This is a genomic window from Dactylosporangium sp. CA-139066 (assembly GCF_050936175.1).
Taxonomy (GTDB): Bacteria; Actinomycetota; Actinomycetes; order Mycobacteriales; family Micromonosporaceae; genus Dactylosporangium.
Window position 1 is genome coordinate 7,905,084 of record NZ_JBNJNH010000001.1, and the last position, 14,058, is coordinate 7,919,141.

Here is a 14,058-nt window from a genome sequence, read left to right on the forward strand (position 1 = left end):
TATGCCTAGTCGAGGTGCCTATTTTCTGCGTTACGCAGCCGGGTACTTGCGTTCGGACGACGTTGACCGAGCCGGGCACCGTGCCCTCGGCCTCTTCGCAGTGTGTCCATTCGGGGGTTGTACACGCTGATCGACGGCCATCGTTGGCCGGCCCGGTCGGTGCGTACGACCCTGCGCGCGTTCGCCCCAAGCGGGCCCTGGCGCGCCGGACCGCCCGTGCGGCGGTCGTGGCGCCCCCGGCCCGCCGATGCGGCGCGCCCTGACGAGGAAAGGGGTTGTCCGGTGACCGCACCGGCGCTCGACCCGTCCTGGGTCGACGAGGTCCTGCTGGCGGACGCCGCCGGCCGCCCCGGCGACGCCCCGGCGCTCGTCTTCGACGCCCCCGTGACCCGCGCGGAGCTGCGCCGCCTGGTCGAGCAGAAGCAGGCCGTGCTCGCCGCGGCCGGCATCGGGCGCACCGGGCCGGGCGACTCGGTCGCGCTGTGCCTGGCCCCCTCGCTCGCGTTCGTCGCCAACCTGCTGGCCTGCTGGCGGCTCGGCGCCCGCGCCGCGCTGCTGGACCACCGCCTCACCCCCTTCGAGATCGACGCCGCCCTGCAGCGGCTGGCCCCGCAGGCGGTCGTGTCCGCCAAACACGCCACCGGCGGGCCGTTGCGCGGATTCCAGGACGTGCAGGAGCGCGTCGCCACGTACCCCGGCCGCCCGGCCGACACCGCGCACGCCCTCGTCCAGCTCAGCTCCGGCTCCACCGGGCCCTCGAAGGTCATCGCCCGCACGGCGGCGAACCTGGTCGAGGAGCTCGAGCGCTACGTCGCCATCGGTCCCGGCGTTCCCCAGCCCGGCGAGCGCATCGTGTGCCTCGCCTCGATGGTCCACGTGCTCGGGCTCGTCGGCGGGCTGCTGTACGGCCTGCACGCCGGGGCGCAACTGGTGGTACCACAGCGGATGACGGCCGACGGGATCCTCGCCGCGGTCGCGGCCGGGCCCGAGCCGACCACGCTGCTCGGCGTCCCCTTCCACATCGAGCTGCTCTCCTCCGGGCCGCGGCCGCCGCACCTGCCGCAGCTGACCGGCATGACGACCGGCGGCGAGCTGGTGCGCGCGCAGGTCCACGAGGCGTTCGCGGACCGCTTCGGCGTGCGGCTGGGCAACATGTACGGCATGACCGAGGTCGGGGTCATCGCGACCGACCTCTTCGGCGAGCACCGCCCCGCGCTCACCCCGGCCCCGGGCCTGACGGTCCGCGAGGAGCAGGGCGAGCTGCTGGTGTCGCTGCCCGCGTCGCCGTACCTGGGCCTGTCCGACCCGACCCGGTGGGCCGACGGCTGGCTGCACACCCGCGACGCCGGCGCCGTCGACCCCGCCACCGGGCGGTTGCGGATCCTCGGCCGCAACGACTCGCAGGTGTCCGTCGGCGGGCTGAAGGTCGACCTCACCGAGGTCGAGCACACCCTGGCCGCGCTGCCCGGCGTCGCCGCCGCCGTCGTCACGCACGACAAGGCGATCGAGGCGTACGTGATGCTGCGCGAGGACACCACCGCGGCCCAGGTACAGGCCCAGCTGAACGAGCGGCTCGCGGCGTTCAAGCGCCCGCGCGTGCTGCGCGTCGTCGAGCAGCTGCCCCGAACGGCCACCGGCAAGCTCGTCCGCGACCGCGCCCTGCTGGTCGCGGCGTCCGCTGCCGGCGCGGAATCGACAGCACGAACGGTTATGGAAGGGAACACCCAGGCATGAGCGACGAGACCAGGACCGAGATCCGCCAGTTCTTGATGGACTCGCTGACCGAGATGAACTACAGCACCGACGACATCGACGACGACACCGCGCTCGGCCCGGCCGGCGCCGACCTCGAGTCGCTGTCGCTGGCCGAGCTCGCGGTCCGCGTGGAGGACCGGTTCGGGGTGCGCTTCGACGACGACGAGGCCGAGAAGCTGGCCGGCATGACGGTCGGCGAGTTCGTCGCCGCCGTCGCCGAGCGCCGGGCCGCCGCGGCGACCGCGTAGGCATCGACGTGACCGCTGCACCCGGCCGCACCGAGATCGTCGCGATGCTGGCCACCTACGGGGACCGCCGGCCCGAGGACGTCGGCGACGGGATCGACTCGCTGGAGCTGGCCTGGCTCGTCCACCAGCTCGAGCAGCACTACGGCGAGATGCTCGACTTCAGCGACGAGGACCTGGCGCGGATGTCCACCGTGGACGGCGCCGTCGAGGTCCTGGCCGGACTGAAGGATTCCCCGGTGACGCCGTGAAGCAGCAATCGGCGGCCGGCGCGCAACGTGGACCGGCCCCGGGCGTGCTGATCACCGGCGTGGCCGTGCTCAGCGCGTTCGGCCGGGGCATGGGCGCGCTCGCCGCCGGGCTGGACGCCGGGCGGCCGGCGTTCGCGCCCGTCGAGCGCTTCGACGTGACCGGCCGGCGGGTCGGCGTGGCCGCGGCGATGCCCGGCGCGCCGGTCCTCACCGCGGAGCTGGCCGCCCTGGCGGTCGAGGCGTGCGACGAGGCGAAGCTCAGCACGCCCGAGCGGGCCGGCGCCCCGCTGTTCCTGGCGGTGCACGGCGACCCGCGGCTGGCCCGCGCGGCCGCCGTGGACCGGCCCCGCCACGGGGGCTCGGCGTTCGCCGCGGCCCTCGCCGGCGCGGCCGGGCTCGGCGCCGCCCGCACCTACACCGCCGCCTGCGTCGCGGCGAGCACCGCGATCGCCGACGCGGCCGGCATCATCAGCCGCGGCGAGGCCGACCGGGTCGTGGTCGCCGGCGGGTACCTCGTCGAGCCCGACCAGTTCGCGCTCTTCGACGCCGGCCGGGCGCTCGCCGCCGACGGCGCCGTCCGGCCCTTCAGCGCGGGCCGGCGCGGCCTGCTGCTCGGCGACGGCGCGGGCGCGGTCGTGCTCGAGTCCGCCGCCGCGGCCCGCGACCGGGGCGTCGAGCCGCTGGCCGCGCTGGCCGGCTGGGGCCGCGCCGGCGACGCCCACCACCCGTGCCAGCCCCACCCCCACGGCCGCGGCCTGGCCCGGGCGATCGGGGACGCGCTGCGCCGGGCCGGCGTGGCGCCCGAGGCCGTCGGGTACGTCAACGCGCACGGCTCCGGCACCGAGCAGAGCGACACCGCCGAGGCCGAGGCGCTGCACACCGCGCTCGGCGAGCACGGGGCCGCGGTGCCGGTGTCGTCGACGAAGTCCCTGCACGGGCAGGCCCTGGAGGCCTCCGGGATCCTCGAGCTCGCGGTGACCCTGCACGCGCTGCGCGGCGGGCGGCTGCCGGTCAACGCCGGCTTCATCGCCCCCGACGAGCGCTGCCCGCTCAACCTGGTGCTCGGCGACGCCGCCCCGGCCTCCCCCGCCTACGCGCTCACCCTCAACGCCGCGTTCGGCGGCGCCAACACCGCGCTGTTACTGGGCGCCGAAGCATGAGCGGCTTAGGGGTACGCGCCACCGCCGCCGGGCTCGGGATCCTGGCCGATGCGGCCTGGCCGGCCGGGGACGAGGAGCCGCCCCGCCTGGCCGGCTTCATCCACTCCCCCTTCAACCCGGTCATCGCGGCGGTCGCCGGGCGGTGCCTGGCCCAGCTGCCGCCGGGCGACACCGCCGGGGACACCGCCATCGTGCTGGTCAGCGACCTCGGCGACGTGCAGAGCGCGGCGCACGTGGCCGCGGCCGTCGACGCCGGCACGCGGATCGGGCCGCTGTTCTTCTTCCAGTCCGTCCCCAACGCCGTCCTCGGCCACATCGCCGCCGCCCACGGCCTCACCGGCCCGGTCAGCTGCGTCTGCGACCGCGGCGCCGGGGTCGACGCCGCCCGCGGCCTGCTCGCCGACGGCGACGCCGACCGGGTGCTGCTCATCGAACTGGACCACCACGACAACGCCGCGGCAGTGTTGCTGACGCACGGAGGCGCATCATGAACGCTCGCACGGCCGCCGTCACCGGCATCGGGCTCGTCACGCCGGTCGGCGAGACCGGGGCCGAGGTCTTCGACGCCATGTGCGAGGGCCGCTCCGGGCTGGCCAGCCCGCCCGCGGATCACCCCCTCGCGGGCTCGGTCGACGTGGCCGCGTTCGGGCCGCCGATCGACCCGCTGTCGGTCCTGCCCGGCCCGGACGCCCGGCTCGTCGACCGGTACATCGTCATGGCGCTGCGGGCCGCCGAGCGGGCGCTCGACGACGCCGGCATCGTGGCCGGCCGCGACGTCGACCCCTACCGCGTCGCGGTCATCCTGTCCGGCACCGGCGGCCTGGCCACCCTCGACGCCCAGGCCGTGCAGCGCGACAAGCGGGGCCGCGCCGGGGTCAGCCCGTACCTGCTGCCGGGCATGCTGCCGAACATGGGCGCGGCCCGCGTCGCGATGCGCTACGGGCTGCAGGGGTACAGCTCCTCGATCGGCACCGCCTGCGCGGCCGGCGCCCAGTCCATCGGCGAGGGCCTGCGGCTGCTGCGGGCCGGCGAGGCCGACGTGGTCGTGTGCGGGTGCAGCGAGGCGCCGCTGTTCCCCACCCTGGCCGACACGTTCGGCAACGCCCGCGCCCTGGCCCGCGGCTGGAGCGACCCGGCGCAGGCCAGCCGCCCGTTCGACCGGCGCCGCAACGGCCTCGTGCTGGGCGAGGGGGCCGGCGTGTTCGTCCTGGAGCGGCCCGAGCACGCCGCCGCCCGCGGCGCGCGGCGCCACGCCGAACTGCTCGGCTGGGGCGCCACCAACGACGCGCACCACCCTACGACGCCGCGGCCCGACGGCACGGCGGCCGCCGAGTGCATGCGCCGGGCCGTCGCCGACGCCGGCCTGACCCCGGCCGACATCGGCTACGTCAACGCCCACGGCACCTCGACGAAGCTCGGCGACGTCGCGGAGTCGATCGCCATCCGCGCCGTGTTCGGCGCGGGCGGCCCGCCGGTCAGCTCCACCAAGGGCGTCACCGGGCACATGCTCGGCGCCTCCGGGGTGGCCGAGGCCGCGGTGACGGTCGAGGCGCTGCGCCGCGGGGTCCTCCCGCCGACGCACAACCTCGACGAGCCCGATCCGGCCTGCGACCTGGACCACCTGCGCTCGCCCCGACCGGCGCCGGTGACCCATGCCCTGTCGAACTCCTTCGGCTTCGGCGGCCACAACGTGAGCCTCGTCTTCGGGCCCGCGTAGGAAACACAACCCGAAAGGGACGTACGCAATGCAGATCCTCGGCACCGACCACATCGAGCTGTACGTCGGCGACGCCCGCGCCGCCGCGGAACAGCTGTGCGCCGGCTACGGCTTCCACGTCTACGGGCAGGGCGGCCCGGAGACCGGCCTCGCCGGCCAGCGCAGCGTCCTGCTGGGCCAGCGCGACATCCGCGTGCTGCTCACCTCCGGCCTGTCCAGCGGGCACCGGGCCAGCCGGTACGTGGCGCAGCACGGCGACGGCGTCGCGGTCGTCGCGTTCGGCTGCACCGACGCGGAGGCGGCCTTCGCCGCCGCGGTCGACGGCGGCGCGGCCCCGGTCGAGGCGCCCCGGCGCATCGGGCGCGGCGCGGACGAAGTCGTGGTCGCGGAGGTCGGCGGCTTCGGCGACGTGACGCACCGGCTGGTGCAGCGCGCGGCCGGCGGCACGGCGTTCCTGCCCGGGCTGCTGGACACGTCGATGGCGCCCGCGGGGCCGGTCGAGGAGGACCTGCTGCACACGATCGACCACGCCGCCGTCTGCCTGCCGGCCGGGGAGCTTGACGCGACCGTCGCCTTCTACGAGCGCGCCTTCGGCTTCGAGATGATCTTCCAGGAGTACATCGAGGTCGGCGAGCAGGGCATGCAGTCCCAGGTGGTGCAGAGCCCGTCCGGCGGCGTGACCTTTACGCTGATCCAGCCCGACATCAGCCGCCGGGCCGGGCAGATCGACGACTTCCTGGCCTGGCACGAGGGCGCCGGCGTGCAGCACATCGCCTTCAGCACCCACGACATCGTCGCCGCGGTGCGCACGCTCGGGGCGCGCGGCGTCGAGTTCGCGCAGACCCCCGGCAGCTACTACGACATGCTCCCCTCGCGCCTGGGCGACGTGGACGTGCCGGTGGCCGACCTGCGGCCGCTGGGCATTCTCGTCGACCGCGACCACTGGGGCCAGATGTACCAGATCTTCGCGAAGTCGACGCACATCCGGCGCACGTACTTCAACGAGCTCATCGACCGCCACGGCGCGCGGACGTTCGGCACGAGCAACATCCCCGCGCTGTACGCGGCGAAGGAGCGCGAGCTGGCGGCCGTGCGCGACACCACGCTTTCGGAGGGATCAGCACTGTGACCATCTCGGTGACCGAAGAGTTCGCCCTGTCGGAGGAGGAGCGGGCGCTGCTGCCCACCGACGAGGAGGTCGAGGCGTACGCGCGCAACGGGTGGTACCTCACCCGGAAGCTCCTGTCCGATGACGAGGTCGACGAGCTGACCGCGGCCAGCGAGCGGTTCTACGCCGGCGAGCGGTCGCGGACCTTACCCGTGCGCCCGGCGCGGCTGGCCTACTGGGAGCCGGCCAGCGGCCCGGTGCAGCGGCACAACGACTACATCCACTACGAGAGCGACGACATCGCGCGCATCCTGCGCAAGCCCATCATCGGCGCGGTCGCGGCGCGGCTGGCGCAGGCGGCCGAGATGCGCATCTTCCAGTCGACGCTCATCTACAAGCCGCCGATCGCCGGCGAGCCGTCCAACGTCGTGCCGTGGCACTTCGACCGCCACTACTGGCAGTCGTGCACCTCCGACGACATGCTCACCGCGTTCATCCCGTTCCACGACTGCGGCGTGGACATGGGCACCATCACCATGGTCGAGGGCAGCCACCGCTGGGAGGAGATCGGCGCCGACGACTCGACCACGAAGCACTTCGCCGACCGCGACAACGACGACCTCGAGGTCATGCTCGCCCGCAACGCGAAGCACAACGGCGCCGAGGTCAGCAAGATCCCCATGGTGATCCCCAAGGGGCACATGAGCTTCCACCACTGCCGGACCTACCACGGCAGCGGCGCCAACGTGAGCGGCCGCCCCCGCCGGGCGATCTCGTTCCACCTGCAGCCGGGGTCGAACGAGTACCGCCCCTTCCGCCTCTCCACCGGCGACATCGTGACCTACAACCACGACGTCCTGGTTCGCCGCACCGCCGACGGCCGGCCGGACTACGCCGACCCCGAGTTCTGCCCCGTCCTGTGGCGGAACGCCTAGCAGTACCCAAGGAGGGCACATGTCCCGCTACGACTGGGGCCAGCGTCACCCCGGCATCGACCGGCTCGAGGAGCTGATCGCCGGCGCGCGCACCGAGGTCGTCACCCATCCCATCTACTCCCGGCTCGACGGACTGGCGGCCATCCGCACGTTCCTGGAGCACCACGTCTTCGCCGTGTGGGACTTCATGTCGCTGCTGAAGTCGCTGCAGCGCAACCTCACCTGCGTCGAGGTGCCGTGGATCCCGACCGGCCCGACCGGCAGCCGCCGGCTCATCAACGACATCGTGCTGGTCGAGGAGAGCGACGAGCTGCGCGGCGGGTTCATCAGCCACTTCGAGCTCTACCTGCAGGGCATGACCGAGGCCGGCGCCGACCGCACCGTCATCGACGGCTTCATCGACCTGCTGCGCGCCGGCACGCCGGTGCCCGAGGCGATGCAGCGGGCGGGCGTGCCGGCCCCGGCGGCCGAGTTCGTCGCGCTCACCTGGCACCTCATCGACACCGCGCCGGTGCACTGCCAGGCCGCCGCGTTCGCCTTCGGCCGCGAGGACCTCATCCCGGACATGTTCCAGCAGGTCATCAAGGTCAACGAGCAGGACGGCTCGCTGGACACCTTCGTGGACTACCTGGCCCGGCACATCGAGGTCGACGGCGAGCAGCACACCCCGATGGCCATGCAGATGGTCACCGACCTGTGCGGCGACGACGAGAACAAGTGGGACGAGTGCGCCGAGACCATCAACCTGGCGCTGGCCGCCCGGGCGAAGCTCTGGAGCGGCATCCTCGCCAAGATCGACGAATCCGTCGCGGTCGGTTAAGGAGTACACCAGACGTGACCGACGCCGCCGGGCTGCAGGGCCTACTGGCCGGAACGGAAAGCCGCCTGTATCGCACCGTCCGCCTGATCCGCCGCTTCGAGGAGCGGGCCATCGAGCTCGTCCGCGACGGCACGATCGTCGGCGGCATCCACCCGTACCTGGGGCAGGAGGCCATCGCGGCCGGCACCTGTGCCGCGCTGCGGCCCGGCGACGTCATCACGAGCACCCACCGCGGGCACGGGCACGTGCTGGCCAAGGGCGCCGACCCGAGCCGGACGATGGCCGAGCTGGCCGGCCGGTCCACCGGGCTCAACCGCGGCCGCGGCGGCTCCATGCACGCCGCCGACTTCTCGCTGGGCATCCTCGGCGCCAACGCGATCGTCGGCGCCGCGGTGCCCATCGCCACCGGCGCCGCCTGGGCCGCCCGCCGCGCCGGCCTCGACCGCGTCGCCGTCACCTACTTCGGCGACGGCGCGGTCAGCCAGGGCGTGGTGCTGGAGACGTTCAACCTGGCCGCGCTGTGGCGGCTCCCGGTCGTCTTCGTGTGCGAGAACAACGGCTTCGCCACCACCACCCGCTTCGCCGACGCGCAGGCCGGCACCGTCACGGGCCGGGCGGCGGCCTTCGGCATCCCGGCGTCCACCGTGGACGCTTCGGACCCGCAAGTCGTACTCCGGGAGGCCCGCACGGCCGTCGAGCGCGCCCGGTCCGGGGGCGGCCCGTCGCTGCTGGAGTGCGTGGCGTACCGCTTCGACGCCCACCACACCTGGGAGCACGCGGCCCGGCCGCGCTACCGCACCGACGAGGAGGTGGCCGCGGGCACGGCCCGGGACCCGGTGGAGATCCAGGGCGCGCGGCTCGACCCGGGCGAGCGCGCCCGCATCGACGCGGAGATCGAGGACCGGCTGGAGCGGGCGGTGCGCTTCGCCCGGGAGAGCCCGGACCCGGACCCGGCCGGCGCGCTCGATCACCTCTACGCCACCGCCACGCCCGCCCGGGCGGGGGTGTGACGTGACGAACCTGAGCTACCTCAAGGCCCTCAACCGGGCCATCGCCGCGGAGATGGAGCGCGACCCGGCCGTGTGCGTCTTCGGCGAGGACGTGCGCGTCGCCGTGAGCAACGTGACCACCGGCCTCGTCAAGAAGTTCGGACCCGAACGGGTCGTGGACATGCCGATCTCGGAGCAGGCGTTCACGAGCTTCGCCACCGGCGCCGCCATGTGCGGGCAGCGGCCGCTGATCGAGTTCCAGATCCCGGCCCTGCTGTTCCTCGCCTTCGAGCAGATCGCCAACCAGGCCCACAAGTTCTCGCTCATGACCGGCGGGCAGACGGCCGTCCCGGTGACCTACCTGCTGCCCAGCTCCGGCTCGCGCGGCGGGTGGGCCGGGCAGCACTCCGACCACCCGTACAGCCTCTTCGCCCACGTCGGGGTGAAGACCGTCGTCCCGTCGACCCCGGCCGACGCGTACGGCCTGCTGGTCTCGGCGATCCGCGACGACGACCCGGTCGTGGTGTTCGCGCCGGCCGGCGCCGTCGGGGTGCGCGCCGACGTCGACCTCGCCGCCCTCGCGCCCGTCCCGCTCGGCGTCGGCCGCGTGCACCGCCCCGGCGACGACGTCACCGTGGTCGCGGTCGGCCACCTCGTCCACGACGCCCTCGCCGTCGCCGAGGAGCTCGAGGGCACCGTGTCGGTCGAGGTCTTCGACCCGCGGACGCTGCACCCGTTCGACTGGGCGGGCCTGGCCGCATCCCTGGAGCGCACCGGCCGGCTGGTCGTCGTCGACGACTCGAACCGCTCGTGCGGCATCGCCGGGGAGATCATCGCCTCGGCCGCCGAGGGCATGCGCCTGATCGCGCCGCCGCGGCGGGTCACCCGGCCCGACGGCGCCGTGCTGCCGTTCGCCCGCGAGCTCGACCTGGCGCTGCAGCCGAGCCGGGCGCAGATACGGGCCGCGGTCGAGGACGTCGCGAAGCTCAACGAGACCTGAGAAGCAGCTAACCGAGGAGACACCATGGCGTCCACGAACATCCGCGCGGCGCTGGCCGCCGACCCGAGCGTCGGGGCCGGCAACGTGCTGCACAAGCTGATCGAGCACGGCGCGCCGCTGGACGGGCCCGGCATGGCCTTCGACACCCCCGTCGACGACTTCCCGGCGTGGCACGGGCTGACGCTCGGCGAGCTGTACACCCGGGCCGCCGCGCGCGCCGCCTGGCTGCGCGCCGCCGGCATCCGCCGCCGCGACCCGGTCGCGATCTACGTGACGACGGCCGCCGACTGCTTCCTCAACTGGATGGGGCTGACCTGGCTCGGCGCGATCCCGGCGCTGATGAACCCGAACATCCCCGGCGAGATCGCCGCCGAGTACATCCGCAAGCTGCGCGGCGTCGCCCTGCTCACCGACGCCGAGCACCGCGAGCGCCTGGCGGGTCAGGACCTCGCCGGCATCGCCGTGCACGACGTCGCGCAGACCGGCACGGGCGACCCGGCCGCGGCGCCGGTCGCGTTCCGCCACCACCCCGACGACCCGATCGCCATCACGCACTCCTCGGGCACCACCCGGATGCCGACGGCGGTCGTGCACTCGCACGCGAGCCTCTTCCACGCCACCCGCCGCATCCGGCTCGGCGGCCCCCGCGCGCAGGGCACCGAGCGCATCCTCAGCGCCCTGCCGGCGCCGCACGCGGCCGGCATCATGACCATCAACCACGCCCTGAGCAACCGCTCGGAGCTGCTGTTCCTGTCCCGGCAGGACGACGGCGCGGCGGTGCTGTCGGCGATCGAGCGGTGGCAGCCGACCGGCGTGTTCGGCTTCGCGGTCACCTGGGCCGAGCTGGCCCGCTACGACCTCGACGCGCACCGGCTCGAGTCGGTGTCGCTGTGGTTCAACACCGGCGACTGCGCGCACGAGCCGCACATCCGGCACCTGGTCAACGCCGGCAGCCGCAACGTCGTCACCCGCGAGGGCGTGACCCGGGTCAAGGGCAGCAGCTTCGTCGACGGGCTCGGCTCGACCGAGATGGGCCACTCCGCCTTCCACATCACGCACCGCAGCGACACCGAGCGCTACGGCCGCTGCGTCGGCGTGCCGCACGTCTTCGCCGACGTGGCGCTGCTGGACGTCGAGACGGGCGCGGAGGTGCCGGTCGGGCAGGTCGGCCACTTCGGCCTCAAGTCGCCGACGCTGGCGCCGGGCTACTGGAACGACCACGTGAACACCTACCGCAACCGGCTGGCCGGCTACTACCTGACCGGCGACCTCATGTACCGCGACGAGGAGGGCTACTACTACCACGTCGACCGGGCCGTGGACTCGATCGACCTCGGCGGCGGCGAGTGGCTCTACACCGCGATGTCGGAGGAGCGGATCCTGCGGGCCATCCCCGCCGTGCGCGACTGCACCGTGGTGTCGGCCCGCACCGCCGACGGCCGGGTCGTCACCGACGTGCTGCTGTCCCTGCACTCCGGCGCCGACCCGTCGTTCGACCACACCGAGGAGGTCCGCGGCGCGCTCACCCCGGCCGCCGGGGCGACGCTGCGCCGGGTCGTGGTCTTCCCCGACGACGACCTCGTCGTCGGCCCGACCGGCAAGGTCCGCAAGTTCCTCATGCGCCAGCGCCACCTCGCCGAGATGGCGAATGCCTGACGTGCGGGCGCTCTCGCCCGTCGCCGAGCCCGCCCTGCGCGTCCCGGTGCGTTTCGCCGGGGCCGGGGCGGGGCTCGGCGAGCTGTCGTGGGGCCAGCGCGAGATGTGGCGCACCATCCTGCGCCAGCGCTCGTGGCTGCCCATCGGCGGCTGGTCGCGGCTGGCCCCGGGCACGAGCGTCGAGGACGTCGCGTCCGAGCTGCGCTGGATCATGCGGCGGTACCCCACGACGCGCACCCGGCTGCGCTTCGCTCCCGGCGGCGGGTCCGGGTCGGACCGCGCGAAGCCATCCTCCGAGCCGGACCTGCCGCCCGGCCGTGCACTGCAGAGCGTGGCGGCGAGCGGCACGATCGCCCTGGAGGTCTACGACTGCCCCGACGAGGGCGACCCGGAGGCGTTCGTCGCCGCCCTCGACGCCCGCGACCGCGCCCGCCCCTACGACTTCGTCGAGGAGTGGCCGATCCGCATGGCCGTGGTCCGCCACCGCGGCGCACCCACCCACCTGTCGACGGTGATGACCCACCTGGTCACCGACGGCCTGGGCGGGCGCATCCTGCTGGCCGAGGTCGCCGACCGCGCCGCCGCGCCCGAGGACACCGGCACGCCGCCGCTGGAGCAGGCGCGCTGGCAGGGCTCGGAGGCGGGCCGGCGGCAGAACGCCTCGGCGCTGCGGCACTGGGAGCGCACCCTGCGCCGGCTGCCGGCGCCGCCCCCGCCGTCCACCGTGGACGGTCCGCGGTACTACCGCGGCGAGCTGCGCACCCGGGCGCTGCCGGTCGCCCTGCACGTGCTGTCGGAGCGGGCCGACGTCGACTCGTCGCAGGTCCTCATGACGCTGCTGGCCATGGCGGCCGCCGCCGGGACACGGCGAGCGGCGACCGCGAGCGCAGGAACGGCCACCGGCGCGGCACGTGGCTTGGCTGCGGGCGCGGCCCTGGGCATGGGCCCGGCTGCCGGCGACGGCGCGCCGGTGGTGCTGCGGCCCATGGTGAGCAACCGGTTCCGCCGCGGCCTCGACCGCGTCGTGGCGATGGTCGCGCAGCGCGGCATCTGCGCCGCCGACGTCGCCGGGGTGCCCTACGCCGAGGCGCTGCGCCGGGTCGGGGCCGCCGCGATGGCCGCCTACAAGTACGCCTACGTCGACCCCGACGACGCCGCCGCGCTCGCCGACCGGCTCGGCGCCGACCCCGAGGCCGGGCTGTGGTTCAACGACCGCCGGGTCGCCACCCGGCAGGGCTTCGCCGGCGCGGTGCCGACCGCGGACGAGCTGCGGGCCGCACCCCCGGCGAGCTTCCGCTGGACGGTCGCGCAGGACGACCCGTTCGACCCGCTCAGCGTCGACGTCGACGACGCACCCGACGGCTTCCTGCTCACCGTGTTCACCGACGCGGGCCGGCTCTCCCCCGCCGGCGCCGAGGCGCTGGTGCGCGAGGCGGAGGCACTGGGGGTACACGAGGCGGCTCTGCTGCTGGAAAGTGAGGACCGATGACCGCGCTGGCCGCCGTCGGCACGTTCGTGCCCGCCGACCGGGTGCCGATCGAGTCGTACGCCGACACGTTCGACCTGACCCCGATGCAGGTGCGGGTGTTCCGCCGCTACCACAAGCTCGGCACCGCGGCCCGCTCCCCGCAGTCGCTGACCGGGCTGCTGCGCCTGGCGCTGGACGACCTCGCGCTGAGCCCGCAGCGGGCGGCGCGGGTGCGGTACGTGCTGTACGCGCGCACGTTCCCGGTCGTCGTGCCCTACCCGCACAACCCGCTGCACGATGCGCTCGCCGCCGCCGGTCTCGGCCACGCGCAGGCGTTCGCCGTCGGGCAGCAGGCGTGCGCGTCCGGGCTGCTGGCCATCGACCTCGCCGGGCGGCTGCTGCAGGCCGACGGCGACGACGCCCTCGCCGTGGTCCTGGCCGGGGAGAAGGCGTTCACCGGCGAGGCGCAGTTCGTGGAGGAGACGTCGATGTTCGGCGAGGGCGCCGCGGCCTGCCTCGTCGCCGCGTCCGGCGAGCGCGACCGGCTGCTGGCCTACGTGGCCCGGCTGCGCGGCGAGTTCGACGGCGACCACGCCGACGTGGCCGCGGAGTACCAGCGCATCTACCACGACGCGCTCGGCGAGGCGGTCACCGCCGCCGTCGCCAAGGCCGGGCTCGACCTCGCCGACGTGGCGGTGATCCTGCCGCACAACGTCAACCAGATCGCGTGGCAGCGCACCTGCAAGCGGATCGGTTACCCGCTCGACCGGGTGCTGCTCGAGCACGTCGCCGACTACGGCCACGTGTTCTGCGCCGACGCGTTCATCAACCACCGCACCGCGGTCGAGCGCGGCCTGCTGCGGCCCGGGGACCGCTACGTGATCGCCGCCGCCGGCGCCGGGCGCGGCGCCACGTTCTCGGCAATGGTCTTCGAGCACTGAACTCTCGCACACA

At 74.5% G+C, this 14,058-nt stretch carries 14 protein-coding genes; all 14 read left to right on the plus strand.

The annotated features are described in order from the left end of the window. Positions 1–282 precede the first annotated feature (282 nt). The 14 genes from ACQEVU_RS36115 (at position 283) to ACQEVU_RS36180 (ending at position 14,045) form a co-directional block, all read left to right on the plus strand. Positions 283–1,734 carry a class I adenylate-forming enzyme family protein gene (locus ACQEVU_RS36115; protein WP_433331648.1) on the plus strand — a complete coding sequence of 484 codons (1,452 nt, stop codon included), beginning with the start codon at positions 283–285 and terminating at the stop codon, positions 1,732–1,734. Then, on the plus strand, positions 1,731–2,003 hold the full coding sequence (locus ACQEVU_RS36120; RefSeq protein ID WP_433331650.1) for an acyl carrier protein: 273 nt from the start codon (positions 1,731–1,733) through the stop codon (positions 2,001–2,003). The genes ACQEVU_RS36115 and ACQEVU_RS36120 overlap by 4 nt, the downstream gene beginning before the upstream one ends. A 44-nt stretch (positions 2,004–2,047) precedes the next feature. Continuing rightward, the gene (locus tag ACQEVU_RS36125) at positions 2,048–2,251 is read left to right on the plus strand and encodes a hypothetical protein (protein WP_433335210.1); all 204 of its coding nucleotides are present in this window, start codon (positions 2,048–2,050) and stop codon (positions 2,249–2,251) included. An 89-nt stretch (positions 2,252–2,340) separates the two neighbouring features. Further along, complete coding sequence (locus tag ACQEVU_RS36130; protein WP_433335212.1) at positions 2,341–3,411, plus strand: beta-ketoacyl-[acyl-carrier-protein] synthase family protein; 1,071 nt, start codon at positions 2,341–2,343, stop codon at positions 3,409–3,411. Next, complete coding sequence (locus ACQEVU_RS36135) at positions 3,408–3,902, plus strand: beta-ketoacyl synthase chain length factor (protein ID WP_433331652.1); 495 nt, start codon at positions 3,408–3,410, stop codon at positions 3,900–3,902. Before ACQEVU_RS36130 ends, ACQEVU_RS36135 begins: the two co-directional genes overlap by 4 nt. Beyond that, on the plus strand, positions 3,899–5,128 hold the full coding sequence (locus ACQEVU_RS36140; protein ID WP_433331654.1) for a beta-ketoacyl-[acyl-carrier-protein] synthase family protein: 1,230 nt from the start codon (positions 3,899–3,901) through the stop codon (positions 5,126–5,128). Before ACQEVU_RS36135 ends, ACQEVU_RS36140 begins: the two co-directional genes overlap by 4 nt. 28 nt (positions 5,129–5,156) lie before the next feature. Beyond that, on the plus strand, positions 5,157–6,257 hold the full coding sequence (gene hppD, locus ACQEVU_RS36145) for a 4-hydroxyphenylpyruvate dioxygenase (RefSeq protein ID WP_433331656.1): 1,101 nt from the start codon (positions 5,157–5,159) through the stop codon (positions 6,255–6,257). A gap of 2 nt (positions 6,258–6,259) precedes the next feature. Continuing rightward, entirely contained in the window at positions 6,260–7,171 is a 912-nt protein-coding gene (locus ACQEVU_RS36150; RefSeq protein WP_433335214.1) for a phytanoyl-CoA dioxygenase family protein, read from the plus strand. 19 nt (positions 7,172–7,190) lie between these two features. After that, positions 7,191–7,991 (plus strand): DUF3050 domain-containing protein, encoded by an 801-nt coding sequence (locus ACQEVU_RS36155; RefSeq protein WP_433331658.1) that lies wholly within the window; start codon positions 7,191–7,193, stop codon positions 7,989–7,991. Positions 7,992–8,035: 44 nt separating this feature from the next. Next, positions 8,036–9,001, plus strand: coding sequence for a thiamine pyrophosphate-dependent dehydrogenase E1 component subunit alpha (locus ACQEVU_RS36160; protein ID WP_433335216.1), 966 nt, complete (start codon positions 8,036–8,038; stop codon positions 8,999–9,001). 1 nt (position 9,002) lies between these two features. Further along, positions 9,003–9,980 (plus strand): alpha-ketoacid dehydrogenase subunit beta, encoded by a 978-nt coding sequence (locus ACQEVU_RS36165; protein WP_433331660.1) that lies wholly within the window; start codon positions 9,003–9,005, stop codon positions 9,978–9,980. A gap of 24 nt (positions 9,981–10,004) precedes the next feature. Further along, positions 10,005–11,636, plus strand: coding sequence for an AMP-binding protein (locus tag ACQEVU_RS36170; RefSeq protein WP_433331662.1), 1,632 nt, complete (start codon positions 10,005–10,007; stop codon positions 11,634–11,636). Then, complete coding sequence (locus tag ACQEVU_RS36175; protein WP_433331664.1) at positions 11,629–13,125, plus strand: hypothetical protein; 1,497 nt, start codon at positions 11,629–11,631, stop codon at positions 13,123–13,125. The genes ACQEVU_RS36170 and ACQEVU_RS36175 overlap by 8 nt, the downstream gene beginning before the upstream one ends. Beyond that, positions 13,122–14,045: a 3-oxoacyl-[acyl-carrier-protein] synthase III C-terminal domain-containing protein gene (locus tag ACQEVU_RS36180; RefSeq protein WP_433331666.1), complete on the plus strand. Its 924-nt coding sequence runs from the start codon at positions 13,122–13,124 to the stop codon at positions 14,043–14,045. Before ACQEVU_RS36175 ends, ACQEVU_RS36180 begins: the two co-directional genes overlap by 4 nt. The last annotated feature ends 13 nt before the right edge of the window (positions 14,046–14,058 follow it).

What these genes read in the sequence shown, in the direction of transcription:
- ACQEVU_RS36175 (WP_433331664.1), top strand. Translation starts at nt 11,629, where the DNA reads ATGCCTGACGTGCGGGCGCTCTCGCCCGTCGCCGAGCCCGCCCTGCGC.
- ACQEVU_RS36135 (WP_433331652.1), top strand. Translation starts at nt 3,408, where the DNA reads ATGAGCGGCTTAGGGGTACGCGCCACCGCCGCCGGGCTCGGGATCCTG.
- ACQEVU_RS36140 (WP_433331654.1), top strand. Translation starts at nt 3,899, where the DNA reads ATGAACGCTCGCACGGCCGCCGTCACCGGCATCGGGCTCGTCACGCCG.
- ACQEVU_RS36170 (WP_433331662.1), top strand. Translation starts at nt 10,005, where the DNA reads ATGGCGTCCACGAACATCCGCGCGGCGCTGGCCGCCGACCCGAGCGTC.
- hppD (WP_433331656.1), top strand. Translation starts at nt 5,157, where the DNA reads ATGCAGATCCTCGGCACCGACCACATCGAGCTGTACGTCGGCGACGCC.
- ACQEVU_RS36120 (WP_433331650.1), top strand. Translation starts at nt 1,731, where the DNA reads ATGAGCGACGAGACCAGGACCGAGATCCGCCAGTTCTTGATGGACTCG.
- ACQEVU_RS36130 (WP_433335212.1), top strand. Translation starts at nt 2,341, where the DNA reads ATGGGCGCGCTCGCCGCCGGGCTGGACGCCGGGCGGCCGGCGTTCGCG.
- ACQEVU_RS36180 (WP_433331666.1), top strand. Translation starts at nt 13,122, where the DNA reads ATGACCGCGCTGGCCGCCGTCGGCACGTTCGTGCCCGCCGACCGGGTG.
- ACQEVU_RS36155 (WP_433331658.1), top strand. Translation starts at nt 7,191, where the DNA reads ATGTCCCGCTACGACTGGGGCCAGCGTCACCCCGGCATCGACCGGCTC.
- ACQEVU_RS36125 (WP_433335210.1), top strand. Translation starts at nt 2,048, where the DNA reads ATGCTGGCCACCTACGGGGACCGCCGGCCCGAGGACGTCGGCGACGGG.